Here is a 16,026-nt window from a genome sequence, read left to right on the forward strand (position 1 = left end):
CGCGATAACACACCGACCCCCCTTCGGGTAACCCCTCACCGCAATGCAATTTAAGATTGTGCTCGGTAAATTCAAGCCGCATGACCGCCGCACAAGCAGACCTTGCACGTGCCCGAAGAGAAATGCCGAAAGGACTGACGCTCGAGGCCCCACGCGTCGAGGACGGAGCCGCGATCTGGCGCATCGCCCGCGACTCCGGGACCTTGGACCTGAACTCCTCCTACAGCTATCTGCTGTGGTGCCGCGACTTCGCCGCCACGTCGGTCGTGGCCCGGGACGCACAGGGGGAGCCGGTCGGCTTCGTCACGGGTTACATCCGCCCCAAGCGCCCCCGGACCCTGGTGATCTGGCAGGTCGCCGTGGACCAGGCGTGGCGCGGCAGAGGGCTGGCCGCCGCCCTGCTGGACGGGCTGACCGCACGCGTCGCCGAGCAGTCGGACATCCATGGCATCGAGACCACGATCACGCCGGACAACACCGCCTCCAACAGGCTGTTCACCTCCTTCGCCGAGCGGCATGGCGCGGCCGTGGAGCGCGAGGTGCTGTTCGACGGCGCTCTGTTCCCCGACGGCGGCCATGAGCCGGAGGTGCTGTACCGCATCGGCCCCCTCGTCTTCCACGCCTGACGCGCCACCTGAGCACCACACCCCCCACACCACGCCCCTCCCAAGCTCTCACCCCCTCACACTCATCTCCCAGGAGAATGCTGTGACCATCACCCCGCCCGCGCTGAGCGTCTTCGAGGCCCTGGAGTCGGAGGTACGAAGCTACTGCCGCGGCTGGCCCGCCGTCTTCGACCGCGCGCAGGGCAGCTACATGTACGACGAGGACGGCCACACCTACCTCGACTTCTTCGCCGGGGCCGGAGCGCTCAACTACGGCCACAACAACCCGGTCCTCAAACGCGCCCTGCTGGACTACATCGAGCGCGACGGCGTCACCCACGGCCTGGACATGGGCACCACCGCCAAGCGCGCCTTCCTGGAGACCTTCCAGAACACCGTGCTGCGCCCGCGCGACCTGCCGTACAAGGTCATGTTCCCTGGCCCGACCGGCACCAACGCCGTCGAGGCCGCCCTCAAGCTGGCCCGCAAGGTCAAGGGGCGCGAGGCCATCGTGTCCTTCACCAACGCCTTCCACGGGATGTCGCTGGGCGCGCTCGCCGTCACCGGCAACGCCTTCAAGCGGGCCGGCGCCGGCATCCCGCTGGTCCACGGCACGCCGATGCCGTTCGACAACTACCTGGACGGCCGGGTGCCCGACTTCCTGTGGTTCGAGCGGCTGCTGGAGGACCAGGGCTCCGGGCTCAACCAGCCCGCCGCGGTCATCGTCGAGACGGTGCAGGGCGAGGGCGGTATCAACGTGGCGCGCACCGAGTGGCTGCGCGGCCTGGCCGACCTGTGCAAGCGCCGCGACATGCTGCTGATCGTCGACGACATCCAGATGGGCTGCGGCCGCACCGGCCCATTCTTCTCCTTCGAGGAGGCGGGCATCACCCCGGACATCGTCACGCTCTCCAAGTCCATCGGCGGCTACGGCCTGCCCATGTCGCTGGCGCTCTTCCGGCCCGAGCTGGACATCTGGGAGCCGGGCGAGCACAACGGCACCTTCCGCGGCAACAACCCGGCCTTCGTCACCGCCGCCGCGGCCCTGGACACGTACTGGGCCGACGGCCAGATGGAGAAGCAGACCCTCGCCCGCGGTGAGCAGGTCGAGCAGGCGCTGCGCGAGATCTGCGAGGAGCACGTCCGGCTGGGCGCCGAGTACCGCGGGCGGGGCCTGGTCTGGGGCCTGGAGTTCACCGACCCCACGCGCGCCTCGGCGGTGTGCGCCCGCGCCTTCGAACTCGGCCTGCTGGTGGAGACCTCGGGCCCGCAGAGCGAGGTCGTCAAGCTGCTGCCGCCGCTGACCGTCTCCCCCGAGGAACTGGACGAGGGGCTGCGGACGCTGGCCCGAGCCGTCCGCGAAACCGCCTGATCACCGCACGCCGCATCAGGCCACATCAGAACACGTCAGATCCCCAGCAGAAAGGCGCAATCCACCGTGATCGTCCGATCCTTCAAGGACATCGAGGGCACCGAACGGCATGTGAAGGCCGCTTCGGGAACCTGGGAGAGCAAGCGCATCGTCCTGGCGAGGGAGCGGGTGGGCTTCTCACTGCACGAGACCACGCTCTACGCCGGCACCGAGACATCGATGTGGTACGCCCATCACATCGAGGCCGTGCTGTGCGTCGAGGGCGAGGCCGAGCTCACCAACGACGAGACCGGCGAGAAGCACTGGATCGCCCCCGGCACCATGTATCTGCTGGACGGGCATGAGAAGCACACCCTGCGTCCCAAGACCGATTTCCGCTGTGTCTGCGTCTTCAACCCGCCGATCACCGGACGGGAGGACCACGACGAGAACGGCGTATACCCCCTGATCACCGAGCCGGAGGAGGCCTGATCCAGATGACCACGGTCGCTGACCTGTACCCGACCCGCGGAAGCTCCGAGACGGTCACCCCACGCGTGGACCCGGTGGTGTGGTCCGATCCCGGGACCCCAGGGCCGCTGCGGCCCGCCGAGCTGAGCGGCTTCGAACGCGACGGCTTCCTGGCGATCGAGCAGCTGATCGCCCCGGACGAGGTCGCGGTCTACCGCGCCGAGCTCGACCGGCTGATCGCCGACCCGAAGGTGCGGGCCGACGAGCGCTCGATCATCGAGCCCACGTCGCAGGACGTACGGTCGGTGTTCGAGGTGCACCGGATCAGCGAGGTCTTCGCGAGCCTGGTCCGCGACCCGCGCGTCGTGGGCCGGGCCCGCCAGATCCTCGGTTCGGATGTGTACGTCCACCAGAGCCGGATCAACGTCAAGCCGGGCTTCGGCGCGTCGGGCTTCTACTGGCACTCCGACTTCGAGACCTGGCATGCCGAGGACGGGCTGCCGAATATGCGCACGGTGTCGGTGTCCATCGCGCTGACCGAGAACTACGACACCAACGGCGGCCTGATGATCATGCCAGGCTCGCACCGCACCTTCCTCGGCTGCGCGGGGGCGACCCCGAAGGACAACTACAAGAAGTCGCTGCAGATGCAGGACGCGGGCACCCCGTCGGACGAGTCGCTGACCAAGCTCGCCGACGCGCATGGGATCAGACTGTTCACCGGCAAGGCCGGGTCGGCGACCTGGTTCGACTGCAACGCCATGCACGGGTCGGGCGACAACATCACCCCGTACGCGCGCAGCAATGTCTTCATCGTCTTCAACAGCGTGGAGAACGCGGCGGTCGAGCCCTTCGCGGCGCCGGTCCGGCGGCCGGAGTTCATCGGAGCGCGCGACTTCACGCCCGTGCGCTGACCCCGGCCGGGGGGACGAGACGCCTGCGGCGGGCTGCTCCCCTACCCGCCCCTTCCCGGCCCCTGTCGATTTGCGGCTCCGCCGCGCGGGGGCTCCGCCCCAGACCCCGGTCCTCAATCGCCGGACGGGCTTGATTTGCCCGACAGGGCAAATCAAGCCCGTCCGGGCGCCCCGGGGCCACTACACCCCCGCCGCCACGTCCGCGACCACCTCCAGCAGCCGGTCCACATCCGCCTCGGTGTTGTAGAGGTGGAACGAGGCGCGCAGATTTCCGGCGCGCGCCGCGACGGAGACGCCGGCCTCGGCGAGGCGGGGGGCGGCGTGGCCGAGTCCCGGTACGGACACGATCGCCGAGCCCGGGGCGGGCACGCAGTGGTGCCCCAGCGCGGTGAGCCCGGCCCGGAAGCGGTCGGCGAGGGCGCGGTCGTGGGCGCCGATGGCCGCGGTGCCCAGTTCCTCGACGAGCGCGAGGGAGCGCGCGGCGCCCACGTACGACAGGAGGCTGGGGCTCTGGTCGAAGCGGCGGGCGGAGTGCGCCAGTTCCTCGACCGGTCCGTAGCAACTGTCCCAGGGCTTCTCGCCGGCCGCCCAGCCGGCGAAGACCGGGGTGAGCCCGCCGAAGTCCTCGGGCACGGTCAGGAAGGTGACGCCGCGCGGGCACATGAGCCATTTGAAGCCGACGCATACGGTGTAGTCCACGTCGTCGGCGTTCAGCGGCAGCCAGCCGAGGCTCTGGCTGCTGTCGACCAGGAGCCGGGCGCCGTGCGCGCGGGCCGCCGCCCGGATGGCGTCGAGGTCGGCGATCCGGCCGTCCGCCGACTGCACGGCGCTGACGGCTACCAGGGCGGTGCCGGGGCGTACCGCGTCCGCCAGGGCCTCCAGCGGGACGGCGCGCGGCTTGAGGTCGCGGCGCATGGTGAAGGGGTTCACCAGTGAACTGAAGTCGCCCTCGGCGACGAGGACTTTGGCGCCGGACGGCAGCGAGGCCGCCACCAGCCCCGCGTACACGGCGACCGAGGCACCCGCCGCGACCCGCCGGGCCGGCACCCCGGTCAGCCGGGCGAAGGCGGCGCGCGCCTCCTCCACCGCTTCCCAGGCCAGGTCGGCGGCGGGCCCTCCGCCCGCGGCGGCGTCAAGGGCCTGCTTCATGGCGGCCACGGTCCGGGCGGGGATCAGACCGGTGGAGGAGGTGTTGAGGTACGTCGTCTGCGGCGCGAATTCCGCGCCTCCCAAGGGCTCCATGTCCACCCACTATGAGAGGCGCCCACCCCCGCGTCCATCGCCAACATCTGACGCGTACCCCCAAGCAGTCCTTACTTGTCCCCGCTGACCTGCGACGCTTCCCATGCCTGGCGCAGCGCCTGGGTGAAGATCTCAGCCGGTTGGCCGCCCGAGACGCCGAAGCGGCGGTCGAGGACGAAGAAGGGCACGGCGCTCGCGCCCAGCGCGGCGGCCTCGCTCTCGTCGGCCCGCACGTCCTCGGCGTACGCGGTCTCGTCGTCGAGCACCGTACGGGCCTCAGCGGGGTCGAGCCCGGCCTCGGCGGCGGTGGAGAGCAGCGTCTCGGGGTCGAAGAGGGACCGCTCCTCGGCGAAGTTCGCGGCGTAGAGCCGGTCGAGCAGTTCGCCCTGGCGCCCGCGGGCCTTGGCGAGGTGCAGCAGCCGGTGGACGTCGAAGGTGTTGCCGTGGTCGCGGTCGGAGCGGTAACCGAGCCCGGCGTCGGCGGCGGCCTCCGCGACCCGGGCCTCCATGGCTTGGGCCTGTTCGCGCGGGACGCGGTACTTGGTCGCGAGCATGTCGAGCACCGGCACGGTGTCGCCCTTGGGGTGGTCGGGGTCGAGCTCGAAGGAGCGGTGCACCACCTCGACCTGGTCGCGGTGGTCGAAGGCGGCCAGGCCCTGTTCGAAGCGAGCCTTTCCGATGTAGCACCAGGGACAGACGATGTCGGACCAGATCTCTACACGCATGGGGCTCGCTTTTTCCGATCAGTCGCCGGTCGCCGTGCGCGGAAGCAGCAGCGCCGGAGGGGGTGTCACAGTGTCGGCGGGTCAACCACGAGGCGCCCCGGTTCATTCCCCACGGGGATTGCGATCACCTGATTCGGGGTGATTGTCTCCCCGCATGGCCAACCTCATCCTCCGGCTCACCGAAGAAGAACACGAGGAGATCCGGCGCCGTGCGGCGGCCGTCGGCATGACGCTCCAGGCGTACGGGCGGGCTCAGCTCGCGCTGGACCGGGACGAGACGCGGGAGGCCTTCCTGGCCGCGTTCCGGGATTCGCTCCAGCGCTGGCGGGGCGAGTTCAAGGAGCTCAACGAGGAGCTTGCGGCGCGTCCGCGCAGCACGAGCAGGGAGATGGGGTTCGACCCGGCCACGCGCCTGAAGGACGCCTGTTGACCCGGTCGGCCCGGTCGGCCCGTTCTCCAGGGCTTGCCATCGACTTCCCCACCCTGCTCCAGGCGACCGCGGACATCCCCGGTTCGCCCGCGATAGACGACTACGGGGTGCCGCTGGCGGCCATCCACCGGCACGGCGCGAACATGCTGAACCAGGACGTGTACTGGGGCGCCCATCTCAAGGCGGCCGCCGTCCTCGACACGCTGCTGCGCCATCCCTGGCTGGAACACTCCCAGGCCGACGCCGCATGGGCCGCGACCCGGGCGGTGCTGACGATAAACGGCCTGTCCGTCGCCCAGGACGTCAAGGGCGCCGAGGTGCTGGCGCTGATGCGCGATATCGCGGGCCCAGGGGTTCCGCTGCGGCACATCGCCCGCGCGCTGCGCGCCTGGACGTCGGAGGGGACGGCGGAGGGAACGTCTGAGGGCGCGGCGGAGGCGGGTACGGGTACGGATGCGGATGGAACAGCGGACGGAGCGGGGAACGGGACGGCCGACGGCTGAGCCCGCCGCTCCCGCAAACACACCCCCGCGGCCCGCCGCTCCCGTAAACACAAACGTGCTCCCGTAAACACAAACGCGCTCCCGTAAACACAAAGCCGCGGGCGGGACCGGCCGGTCCCGCCCGCGGCGTCGCACCCTGGTTGCCCCCAGTCGCGCCCAGGTGTCGTCAGGCCTCCCGGCGCCCGTTCACCCGGCGGGGCAGCCCCAGCGGGTTCTCGTCGCGCAGCTCCGGCGGCAGCAGCGCGGCCGGGGTGTCCTGGTAGGTGACCGGCCGCAGCCAGCGCTCGATGGCGGTGCCGCCGACCGAGGTGGAGGTGGAGGTGGTGGCCGGGTACGGGCCGCCGTGGTGCTGGGCCGGGGCGACGGCGACGCCGGTCGGCCAGCCGTTGACCAGGACGCGGCCGGCGAGCGGGGTGAGCTCGGCCAGCAGCTCGGAGGCCCGGCCCTCGCTGCCTTCGCCCTCGGCCTCGGAGAGGTGGACGGTGGCGGTGAGGTTGCCCGGCAGCCGTCCGAGCACGGCCGCGATGTCGGCGTCGCTCTCGTAGCGGGCGAGCACGGTCACCGGGCCGAAGCACTCCTCCAGCAGCACATCGTGCTGCCCCTCCTCGGCGAGCAGCCGCGCCGGGACGGTCAGGAAGCCGGCGCTGACCGTGTGCTCACCGCCGGAGCCGGGGGTGACCGGGGCGTCCACCTCGGGGAGCTCGGCCCGCTCCTTGACCCCGGCGACGAAGTTGTCGCGCATCCGGTGGTCAAGCAGCACACCGGCCTCGCTGTTGCTGACCGCGTCGGTGAGGGACTTCACCAGCCGGTCGCCCGCCTCGCCCGCCGGGGCCAGCACAAAGCCGGGCTTGGTGCAGAACTGGCCCATGCCCAGCGTCATCGATCCGCCCAGGCCCGCGCCGATCTGCTCGGCGCGCTCGGCCGCCGCGGCCTCGGTGACCACGACGGGGTTGAGGCTGCCCAGCTCGCCGTGGAAGGGGATCGGCACCGGCCGGGCCGCGGCGGCGTCGAACAGGGCGCGGCCGCCGCGGATCGAGCCGGTGAAGCCGGCGGCGGCGATCAGCGGGTGCTTGACCAGCTCGATGCCCGCCTGGAAGCCGTGCACCACCGAGACCACGTCCACGGGCAGCCCGGACTCCTCGGCGGCGCGGCGCAGCGCGGCGGCGGTCACCTCGGAGGTGGCGGGGTGGTCGGGGTGCGCCTTGACGACGACCGGGCAGCCCGCGGCGAGCGCGCTGGCGGTGTCGCCGCCGGGCACGGAGAAGGCGAGCGGGAAGTTGCTGGCGGCGTAGACGGCGACGACGCCGAGCGGCACCTTGTAGCGGCGCAGATCGGGCCAGGGCGGGGTCTGGGTGGCGTCGGCGTGGTCGACGCGTACGTCGAGGAAGCCGCCCTCGTCCACGATGTCGGCGAAGGCCCGCAGCTGGTAGGTGGTGCGGGCGAGCTCGCCCGTCAGCCGGACGGGGCCCAGCGCGGTCTCGGCGTCGGCCGCCTCGACGATCTGGTCCTTCGCCTCGTCGAGGCGGTCGGCGGCGGTGCGCAGGAAGGCGGCGCGCACCGTACGGTCGGCCAGGGAGCCGCGTGCCTCGTGGGCCGCACGCACCACGCGGTCGATCTCCTCGGCGGTGGCTTCGATCGCGACCTGCTCCCGCTGCTTCCCGGTTCGGGGGTCGACGCTCCACACTGGTGCTGACACCGCGGAATCCTCCTGCTGTGTTGCCGCTGCTTGCGTCCCGCACCTCGGCTGTTGTTCGATATGCTGAACGCTGTCCCTGATAGTGAACTCTGTCGGGACTCTATGGCTGGTCGAACAAAGGGGTCAAGGCGATGTCAACTGCCGAGACGGGTGGGGCCCAGGTCAAGTCGGCGGTCCGTACGGTCGAGCTGCTGGAATTCTTCGCCGGCCGACCAGGTATGCACAGCCTGGCCGCCGTCCAGGAAGCCGTGGGCTACCCCAAGTCCTCCCTCTACATGCTGCTGCGCACCCTGGTGGAGCTCGGCTGGGTGGAGACCGACGCGACCGGCACCCGTTACGGCATCGGCGTACGCGCCCTGCTGGTCGGCACCTCGTACATCGACGGCGACGAGGTCGTGGCCGCCGCCCGGCCGACCCTGGACCGGCTCTCGGACGACACCACCGAGACCATCCACCTCGCCCGGCTCGACGGCACCAACGTGGTCTACCTCGCCACCCGCCAGTCCCAGCACTATCTGCGCCCCTTCACCCGCGTCGGCCGCCGGCTGCCCGCCCACTCCACCTCGCTGGGCAAGGCGCTGCTGGCCACCTACTCCGATGAGCAGGTGCGCAAGATGCTGCCGGAGACGCTTGGCGCGCTCACCGAGCACACCATCACCGACCGCGAAAAGCTCATCGAGGAGCTGCACCTCATCCGCGAGCAGGGGTACGCGGTGGACCGCGAGGAGAACACGCTGGGGCTGCGCTGCTTCGGCATCGCGATCCCCTACCGCACGCCCTCGCGGGACGCGATCAGCTGCTCGGTACCGGTGGCCCGGCTCACCCCGGCCCATGAGCAGATGATCAAGGACGCCCTCTTCGACGCCCGCGACCGCCTCACCCTCGCGACCCGCCGCCTCTGAGCCCCCTGTACGGGGACGAGACGCCTCACCCATGCGGCGGAGGCGGATCGTCGCGCGGGAGGAAGCGTGGCCGGCGGCCCGCCGGAAGGCTGATGGGCATGAGAGAAGCCCTGCGCGCCGTTGCCATCGCCGCCTGCCTCCCCTACATCGGTCTCAAGGCCGCCTGGATCGCGGGGAGTCACCTCGGCATCCCCGAGGGCAGTGAGCTGCGCGAGCCGGGCGAGCGGACCGCGATGATCGCCGTCAACGCCGTGTCGGTCGTCATGGACGCCGCCGTCGTCGTCCTCGCCCTGCTGCTCACCCGCCCCTGGGGCAGACGCGTCCCGGCCTGGCTGCCGGCGCTGCCCGTCTGGTGCGCCTGTGGCCTGCTCGCGCCGATCATGACCGGCTTCCCGGCCCAACTGGCGGCCGGGGCGCTCGGGTGGCCACCGTTGACACCCCGTTGACCACTGTCGGTCATCGGATGCTCTCCGTGGGTGATATGCTGATGCGGTCGGTTACAGCGGAGCGCCTGTCATCGGCGAGGTGTGACTCGTGTACGACCGGAGGATCGTGCCGAGAGAGCTACCCGTCGGGGCGCTTGCAGCCGAGGACCGCGGGAGGGCGACAGCCCCGCTGAGGACTTCGCGCAGCCTTGCGGCCCGTAACACGCGGATCGCCGAGGTGGATCAGCGCGCCCTCTGACCCCGAAGACCGTTCGCGGGGCAGTCCGGAACATCCCGGATGCGAAGTTCGGCCAACGGTGGCCAACAACGCGAGGAACGGTTCACGAAGACCGCCCACCAAGGCGGTGAGCGGGGTATGTTCCTGGCCGACGTGGTCGGCGTCGTCTACGGCGGCTTCATCGTCCAGGGGCCTGCCCCTGGCCTGGGTCGGGTCGGGGGCGCTGGCCTGCTGGGGCGGCTGGCTCACCCTGGCCGGGCTGACCGCCGGGCAGGACGACGACAGGGCGCCCACCGGGCTGATGAGCGTGACCTACGCTGGGCAGATGATCGTCGGGTTGCTCGTCCTGGTGGCCGGCGCCTACTTCTTCAGCGAACGCGCCGCGGCGCGCCGGGAGGCATGACGCCCGTGGTGTGGTGGCGGCGGTACGCCCGGGCTGCGCTGGGGCGGCGGGCCCGGCTGCGCTGGGTGCATCTGGTGCTCGGCGGGGCCCTGTTGATGCCGTACTTCCTGCTGACCGGCGTCGTCCTGGTGGCGGTCGTCCCGGGCGCCCGGCCCCTCGACTCGCTGGGGTGGCAGCTCGCCACGTACGCCCTGGCCCTGCCGCCGGCCGTACTGACCGCGCTCTTCCCGCTCGTACGCCCCCTGGAGGCCACGGCCGCGCGCTCGCTGTGCGGGCTCACCGAGCCCGCCGAACTCGCGGCCGGGCCCGCCACGTCCTGGGACGCGCGCAGCCGCGCCGCCCTGTGGTACGGGCTGCACCTGGCGCTCGGCGGCCTGGTCAGCGCGGTCACCCTCGCGCTGCCGCCCGCCGCGGCGCTGCTGGTCGCGCTGCCGTTCACCGACAAGTCGTACGCCAGGGGCCTGGTCTGGCCGATCGCCTTCGACTCCGCCCGCGCGCTCGCCCCCGCCGCCGGGATCCTGCTGCTGGCGGCCGTGGCCGCGGTGGCCGCCGGCGCCGGGGCGCTGCTGGCCCGCTGTGCGCCCGCGCTGCTCGGGCCCACGCCCGCCGACCGGCTCGCCGCCGCCGAGGAGCGGGCCGCGCGCCTCGCCTCCCGCAACCGCCTCGCCCGCGAGCTGCACGACTCCGTCGGGCATGCGCTGAGCGCGGTGACCTTGCAGGCGAGCGCGGCGCGCAAGGTCCTCGACGCGGACCCGGAGTTCGCCCGGCAGGCGCTGGCCGCGATCGAGGAGACCACGCGCGACGCGGTGGGCGAACTCGACAGCGTTCTGGGCCTGCTGCGGGAAGACGACGAGAGCGGGAACGGTGGCGACCGTACGGCGCCCACCCCCACCCTCGCCGACCTGGACGGGCTGCTGGCCCGGACCCGCGCGGCGGGCGTCACCGTCGTACTGTCCGCCCCCGGCCCGCTCGACCGGCTGCCGCCCGCCGTGTCCCGCGAGGCGTACCGCATCGTGCAGGAAGGGCTCAGCAACGCGCTGCGCCATGCGGGCCGGGTGCCGGTGAGGCTGCGGATCACCGAATGCACCACAGAGGATGGGGAGTTGGAGATCACGATGGAGAACCCGGTGGAGCGGGTGAGCGGGGCCGCCCGGCGGCAGCGCACCGGCGGCCGTGGCCTGCGCGGAATCGCCGAGCGCACGGAGCTGCTGCGCGGCAGCTGCACCTGGGGCCCGACCGGGGACGGCTCCGAGGACGGCTGGCGGCTGACGGTCCGGATCCCCCTGGGGACGCCCCGGTGAGCGCCCTCGTACCGGGTGCCCCGGCGGCATCCACCCCGGCGCTGCCTCCCCTGCGTATCGTGCTCGCCGACGACGAGCGGATGGTGCGCACCGCGCTGCGCGCGATCCTGTCCAGCGAGCCGGACCTGGAGGTCGTCGGCGAGGCGGGCACCGGCGCCGAGGCCATCCCGCTGGTCCACGAACTCCGCCCGGACATCGTGCTGATGGACGTCCGGATGCCCGAGATCGACGGCATCCGCGCCACCGAGCGGATCCTTACGACCGTGCCCGAGCCGCCGCGCGTGATCGTCGTGACGACCTTCGAGAACGACAGCTATGTGTACGACGCGCTGCGCGCGGGAGCCAGCGGCTTTCTGCTCAAGCGGGCCCGCGCGGACGAGTTGGTACAGGCGGTGCGGCTCGTGGCGCGCAGCGACTCACTCCTGTTCCCCGCCGCGGTGCGGGCCCTGGCCGCCGCGTATGCCACCGGGCGCGACGGCCGGGCTCGGGCGCTGCGCGACCGGCTCTCCGAGCGGGAGGCCGAGGTGCTGCGGCTGATGACCGCCGGGCTGTCCAACGCCGAGATCGCCGACCGGCTGACCGTCGCCCCGGCCACGGTCAAGACCCATGTGGCCACGGTGCTCGCCAAGCTCGGCGTACGGGACCGCACCCAGGCGGTCATCGCGGCATACGAGTGCGGTTTCGTCAAACCGGGCTGACACGCGGGCGCCCAAGTGATCTGCTGTGACGGATCAAGCGGAAGTGGAAGGTGAGACGCATGGAGTACGCCCGCCTGGGACAGTCCGGGATCAAGGTGTCGCGGATCTGCCTGGGGATGATGAGCTTCGGCGACCCCGAGCACCGCCCGTGGCAGTTGGACATCGACGCGGCACGGCCGATCGTGCGGCGGGCGGTCGAGAGCGGCGTGACGTTCTTCGACACCGCCGATATGTACTCCAACGGCAGAAGCGAGGACGTCACGGGCGAGCTGCTGCGTGAGCTCTTCACCAGCCGGGACGACTATGTGCTGGCCACCAAGGTCTATATGCCGATGGGCCCGGGCCCCAACGACCGCGGGCTGTCCCGGAAGCACATCATGGCGAGCATCGACGCCTCGCTGCGCCGTCTTGGCACCGACCATGTCGACCTCTACCAGATCCACCGGTGGGACCCCGAGACGCCCATCGAGGAGACCATGGAGGCGCTGCACGACGTCGTACGGGCGGGCAAGGCGCGCTATATCGGCGCGTCGTCCATGTTCGCCTGGCAGTTCGCCAAGGCCCAGCACACGGCGGCGGTGGCGGGCTGGACCCGGTTCATCTCGATGCAGAACCACTACAACCTGCTGTACCGGGAGGAGGAGCGGGAGATGAATCCGTTCTGCCTGGACCAGGGCGTGGGGGTGATCCCGTGGAGCCCGCTGGCGCGCGGGCTGCTCACGGGGACCCGCGGCCGGGACGGGGCCGGGACCACGGTCCGGGCGGGCGACGACACGCTGGTCGAGCGGTGGTACGCGGACGCCGAGTTCGACATCGTGGACGCCACCCGTGCCGTGGCCGAGGAGCGCGGGGTGAGCCCGGCGCAGATCGCGCTCGCCTGGCTGCTCGGCAGGCCCGCGGTGACCGCGCCGATCGTGGGGGCCACCAAGGTCGGCCATCTGGAGGACGCGGTCGCCGCGGTCGAGCTGCGGCTCGACGAGCAGGAAGTGGCCCGTCTGGAGGCGCCGTACCGCCCGCGCCCCATCATGGGTCACAGCTGACGGGACGGCTGATGGGACGCGAGCGGTCCGGGCGCAGGCTGAGGCTCGGGCGCCGGCTCGCGCGCGGGCTCAGGCTCCGGCTCGGGCTCAGGTGAGCAGCTGCTCGATCGGGTCGATCCCGAAGTAGAGGACGAACAGCGCCGCCGTCCCCCACAGCAGCCAGTGCACCTCGCGCGCCTTGCCCAGGACCGCCTTGATCAGCACATAGGCGATGAACCCGGCGCCGATCCCGTTGGTGATGGAGTAGGTGAACGGCATGACGACAATGGTGAGGAACGCCGGGATGGCGATGTCGTAGCGCTCCCACTCGATATGCCGCACCTGGCTCATCAGCAGGAATCCCACCGCGATCAGCGCCGGGGTGGCGGCCTGGGCGGGCACCATGGTCGCCAGCGGGGTCAGGAAGAGGGCGAGCCCGAACAGCGCGCCGGTGACCACGCTGGCGAAGCCGGTGCGCGCCCCCTCGCCGACCCCGGCCGCCGACTCGATATAGCTGGTGTTGGACGAGGCGGACGCCGCACCGCCCGCGGCCGCCGCCACCCCGTCGATCAGCAGCACCCGGCCCAGGTTGGGCACGTTGCCGTCCTTGTCCAGCAGCCCGGCCTCGTTGCTCACGCCGACGACCGTGCCCATGGTGTCGAAGAAGTCGGACAGGATCAGGGTGAAGATCAGCAGGACGATGGTGACCACGCCGACCTGCTCGAACGCCCCGAACAGGCTGAAGGAGCCGATCAGGCCGAAGTCCGGGGTGTCGACGACCTTGTCCGGGAGGGAGGGCACGGTCAGCCCCCACGCCTGCGGCTTGATGTCGGCGATCTCATTGATGATGACCGCGACCACGGTCGAGGCGACGATGCTGATCAGGATCGCGCCCTTGACCTTGCGCACCATCAGGGCGATGGTCAGCAGCACCCCGAGACAGAAGACCAGCACCGGCCAGCCGGTCAGCCGCCCGGTCGCGCCGAGCTGGACCGGAACCGAACCCTCCATGCCCGGGATGCGGGTGGCGAAGCCCGCGTCGATAAAGCCGATGAAGGCGATGAACAGGCCGATGCCCACGCTGATCGCCTGCTTCAGCGGCTGCGGGATCGCGTTCATCACCGCCTCGCGCAGCCCGGTGCCCACCAGCACACAGATGATCAGGCCCTCCAGGACCACCAGACCCATGGCGTCGGGCCAGCTCATCTGCGGGGCGATCTGGTACGCGACGACCGCGTTGAGCCCGAGGCCCGCGGCGAGCGCGAGCGGCAGATTGCCGCCGACGCCCATGAGGATCGTCATCACACAGGCGACCAGGGCGGTCGCGGTGACCAGCTGCGCGCCGTCGAGATGAGCGTGGAACTTGTCCTCCGCCTTGCCCAGGATGATCGGGTTCAGCACGAGGATGTAGGCCATCGTGAAGAAGGTGGCGAACCCGCCCCGGACCTCCCGGCCGAGGGTCGAACCCCGCTCGGATATCCGGAAGAACCGGTCAAGTGGACTGCCGGATGGGGCGGTTGGGGCCGGTGCCTTGTCGGTCACCTGTCTTGCCATGTCGTGGCGCTCCTTTAAGCGTGAATCAAACGCGTGCGGGGTGACTGGATTGTGCCCACTACGCGGACCGCTCAGGTTTTCGCCGTGTTACGAGATCAAGCCGTGCTCCGAGATCAACTGGCCGCGCGGTGCGGTGGGCGCCGCGACGGGCGTCACTCCATCGTCGAGCCGATCTCCGAGCCGTCGGCCACGACCAGGAAGCTGGTGACGGGCAGCGAGCCGTCCTGCCGCCGGGCGCCGAGGGCCGTGACGGGGTCGGTGGTGACGAAGGGCGGGGTGGCCGCCCCTCCGGCGCTCCAGCCGCTGCCCCGGCCGGGGCTCCAGTTGTTGCCCTGGGAGACGGCCGCCGGGCCGGCGTCGGCGTTGGTGTCGCCGTTGGAGACGGAGAGGTTGCGCTCGAGCCGGGCGCGGGAGCCGGCGAAGGAGTAGCCGGCGGCCTGGTTGCCGTACGCCGTGGTGCGCCGGAGGCGGATCGCGCCGGTGTTGCCGTTGGCCGAGAAGCCGAACTGGGTGTTGTCCCAGGCTGCGGAGTTCCGTACGACATGGGCGGGCGAGGGGGCCGGGGCGTCGCCGCCGAGCTGGAAGCCGCTGCCGTCGCCCCGGAAGTCGCGGATGCGCCAGCGGTTCTCGCCGTTTCCGAAGGCCCAGGTGTGCTCGATGGTGACCGGGCTGGCCCATCTCCACAGGTCCACGCCGTCGTCGCTGTTGTTGAACGCCCGGACTCCGGTGATCACATTGCCGCTGCCGGAGCCGTGGGTGACGGATATGCCGTCCGCCTGCTTGCCGCCGGTGGCGTCGTCGTGGTTGTCGTACGAGTCCAGATTGCGGATGACGTTGTTGTCGCTGCCCTTGCCGCGCAGAGTGAGCCCGGTGTCGCCGTTGCCGTGGGTGGAGAGGTTGTCGAAGACGGTGCGCGCACAGGAGGTGCAGACCAGGCCGCCGCCGGGGGCGTTGCGGAACTCCATGCCCGAGACGGTCCAGAAGTCGGCGCGGAGCGAGAGCAGCGAGGAGCCGGTGGAGAGCCGCGAGCCGTCGACCCGGACCTGCTCGGCGCGGTACGGCCGCAGCTCGACGCGGTCCCGGGCGGTGCCGTCGACGGAACTGCTGAGGGTCCGGGCGGGGTAGTAGGTGCCGCCGCGCACCTCGATGACGGTGCCCGCCTTCGCGACCGAGAAGGCCTTCTCCAGCGTGCGGTACGGGGATTCGAGCGAACCCGAGGCGCCGTCGTCGCCCTGAGGGGACACATACACGGTCGACGCCACCGCGCTCGCGCCTTCGGGCGCCGCCGTCAGATAGACGCCCGCCACGGCCGATGCCACGATGACGGCGCTGCCCAGCGGCAGCGTACGGTCCTTCCGGCGGCGGTGGCGACCGCGCTTGCGCCTCAGCCCCATGGCAACTCCTGTTCTGCGTCGAGGGAACGGGCCGAGGGATCCTGGTCCGACCCATTCCAAGCTGTAGTTGCCGCCAACCCCAGCTTAGGTTGCCGCGCACTCGCGAATTCTTAGATTACGAAATCGGGATGGTCGCACGAGAGGCCGGGGCAAAC

The 16,026-nt window shown here is 71.3% G+C and carries 17 protein-coding genes; 12 read left to right on the top strand and 5 right to left on the bottom strand.

Going from position 1 to position 16,026, the window contains the following annotated elements; translation table 11 throughout:
- Positions 1-80 precede the first annotated feature (80 nt).
- From ectA to thpD, 4 genes are all read left to right on the top strand, one after another.
- Positions 81-626, top strand: coding sequence for a diaminobutyrate acetyltransferase (gene ectA, locus ACH4U7_RS04275; protein ID WP_398526511.1), 546 nt, complete (start codon positions 81-83; stop codon positions 624-626).
- A gap of 82 nt (positions 627-708) precedes the next feature.
- Positions 709-1,977 (top strand): diaminobutyrate--2-oxoglutarate transaminase, encoded by a 1,269-nt coding sequence (gene ectB / locus ACH4U7_RS04280; protein WP_398526512.1) that lies wholly within the window; start codon positions 709-711, stop codon positions 1,975-1,977.
- Positions 1,978-2,043: 66 nt separating this feature from the next.
- Entirely contained in the window at positions 2,044-2,448 is a 405-nt protein-coding gene (locus ACH4U7_RS04285) for an ectoine synthase (protein WP_398526513.1), read from the top strand.
- A gap of 5 nt (positions 2,449-2,453) precedes the next feature.
- Positions 2,454-3,341, top strand: a complete 888-nt coding sequence (thpD, locus tag ACH4U7_RS04290; RefSeq protein ID WP_398526514.1) for an ectoine hydroxylase — start codon at positions 2,454-2,456, stop codon at positions 3,339-3,341.
- Between the two features lie 180 nt (positions 3,342-3,521).
- Here thpD and ACH4U7_RS04295 read toward each other — a convergent pair whose 3' ends face one another.
- Together ACH4U7_RS04295 and ACH4U7_RS04300 are read right to left on the bottom strand one after the other, a co-directional pair.
- Positions 3,522-4,583, bottom strand: coding sequence for an aminotransferase class V-fold PLP-dependent enzyme (locus tag ACH4U7_RS04295; protein WP_398526515.1), 1,062 nt, complete (start codon positions 4,581-4,583; stop codon positions 3,522-3,524).
- Positions 4,584-4,654: 71 nt separating this feature from the next.
- Entirely contained in the window at positions 4,655-5,308 is a 654-nt protein-coding gene (locus ACH4U7_RS04300; protein ID WP_398526516.1) for a DsbA family oxidoreductase, read from the bottom strand.
- 154 nt (positions 5,309-5,462) lie between these two features.
- Between ACH4U7_RS04300 and ACH4U7_RS04305 the strand changes: the two genes are divergently transcribed.
- Positions 5,463-5,738: a plasmid mobilization protein gene (locus ACH4U7_RS04305; RefSeq protein WP_014180695.1), complete on the top strand. Its 276-nt coding sequence runs from the start codon at positions 5,463-5,465 to the stop codon at positions 5,736-5,738.
- Complete coding sequence (locus ACH4U7_RS04310) at positions 5,735-6,241, top strand: fic family toxin-antitoxin system, toxin component (RefSeq protein ID WP_398526517.1); 507 nt, start codon at positions 5,735-5,737, stop codon at positions 6,239-6,241. Before ACH4U7_RS04305 ends, ACH4U7_RS04310 begins: the two co-directional genes overlap by 4 nt.
- A gap of 166 nt (positions 6,242-6,407) precedes the next feature.
- Here ACH4U7_RS04310 and ACH4U7_RS04315 read toward each other — a convergent pair whose 3' ends face one another.
- A complete protein-coding gene (locus ACH4U7_RS04315; RefSeq protein ID WP_398526518.1) occupies positions 6,408-7,937 on the bottom strand; it encodes an aldehyde dehydrogenase (NADP(+)) in 1,530 nt (509 codons plus the stop codon).
- A gap of 131 nt (positions 7,938-8,068) precedes the next feature.
- Between ACH4U7_RS04315 and ACH4U7_RS04320 the strand changes: the two genes are divergently transcribed.
- From ACH4U7_RS04320 to ACH4U7_RS04345, 6 genes are all read left to right on the top strand, one after another.
- Positions 8,069-8,839, top strand: a complete 771-nt coding sequence (locus ACH4U7_RS04320) for an IclR family transcriptional regulator (RefSeq protein WP_014180692.1) — start codon at positions 8,069-8,071, stop codon at positions 8,837-8,839.
- 98 nt (positions 8,840-8,937) lie between these two features.
- On the top strand, positions 8,938-9,285 hold the full coding sequence (locus tag ACH4U7_RS04325; RefSeq protein ID WP_398526519.1) for a hypothetical protein: 348 nt from the start codon (positions 8,938-8,940) through the stop codon (positions 9,283-9,285).
- Between the two features lie 344 nt (positions 9,286-9,629).
- On the top strand, positions 9,630-9,905 hold the full coding sequence (locus ACH4U7_RS04330) for a hypothetical protein (RefSeq protein WP_398526520.1): 276 nt from the start codon (positions 9,630-9,632) through the stop codon (positions 9,903-9,905).
- Positions 9,902-11,206: a sensor histidine kinase gene (locus tag ACH4U7_RS04335; RefSeq protein ID WP_398526521.1), complete on the top strand. Its 1,305-nt coding sequence runs from the start codon at positions 9,902-9,904 to the stop codon at positions 11,204-11,206. The genes ACH4U7_RS04330 and ACH4U7_RS04335 overlap by 4 nt, the downstream gene beginning before the upstream one ends.
- Positions 11,203-11,904: a response regulator gene (locus ACH4U7_RS04340; protein WP_398526522.1), complete on the top strand. Its 702-nt coding sequence runs from the start codon at positions 11,203-11,205 to the stop codon at positions 11,902-11,904. Before ACH4U7_RS04335 ends, ACH4U7_RS04340 begins: the two co-directional genes overlap by 4 nt.
- A gap of 59 nt (positions 11,905-11,963) precedes the next feature.
- On the top strand, positions 11,964-12,944 hold the full coding sequence (locus ACH4U7_RS04345) for an aldo/keto reductase (protein WP_398526523.1): 981 nt from the start codon (positions 11,964-11,966) through the stop codon (positions 12,942-12,944).
- An 87-nt stretch (positions 12,945-13,031) separates the two neighbouring features.
- Here ACH4U7_RS04345 and ACH4U7_RS04350 read toward each other — a convergent pair whose 3' ends face one another.
- Together ACH4U7_RS04350 and ACH4U7_RS04355 are read right to left on the bottom strand one after the other, a co-directional pair.
- The gene (locus tag ACH4U7_RS04350) at positions 13,032-14,477 is read right to left on the bottom strand and encodes an NCS2 family permease (protein WP_385615399.1); all 1,446 of its coding nucleotides are present in this window, start codon (positions 14,475-14,477) and stop codon (positions 13,032-13,034) included.
- Between the two features lie 152 nt (positions 14,478-14,629).
- Positions 14,630-15,871, bottom strand: a complete 1,242-nt coding sequence (locus ACH4U7_RS04355) for a right-handed parallel beta-helix repeat-containing protein (RefSeq protein ID WP_398526524.1) — start codon at positions 15,869-15,871, stop codon at positions 14,630-14,632.
- Between the last annotated feature and the right edge of the window lie 155 nt (positions 15,872-16,026).

Origin of the sequence: Streptomyces sp. NPDC020845, from assembly GCF_044334165.1 — a bacterium.
Lineage (GTDB): Bacteria > Actinomycetota > Actinomycetes > Streptomycetales > Streptomycetaceae > Streptomyces.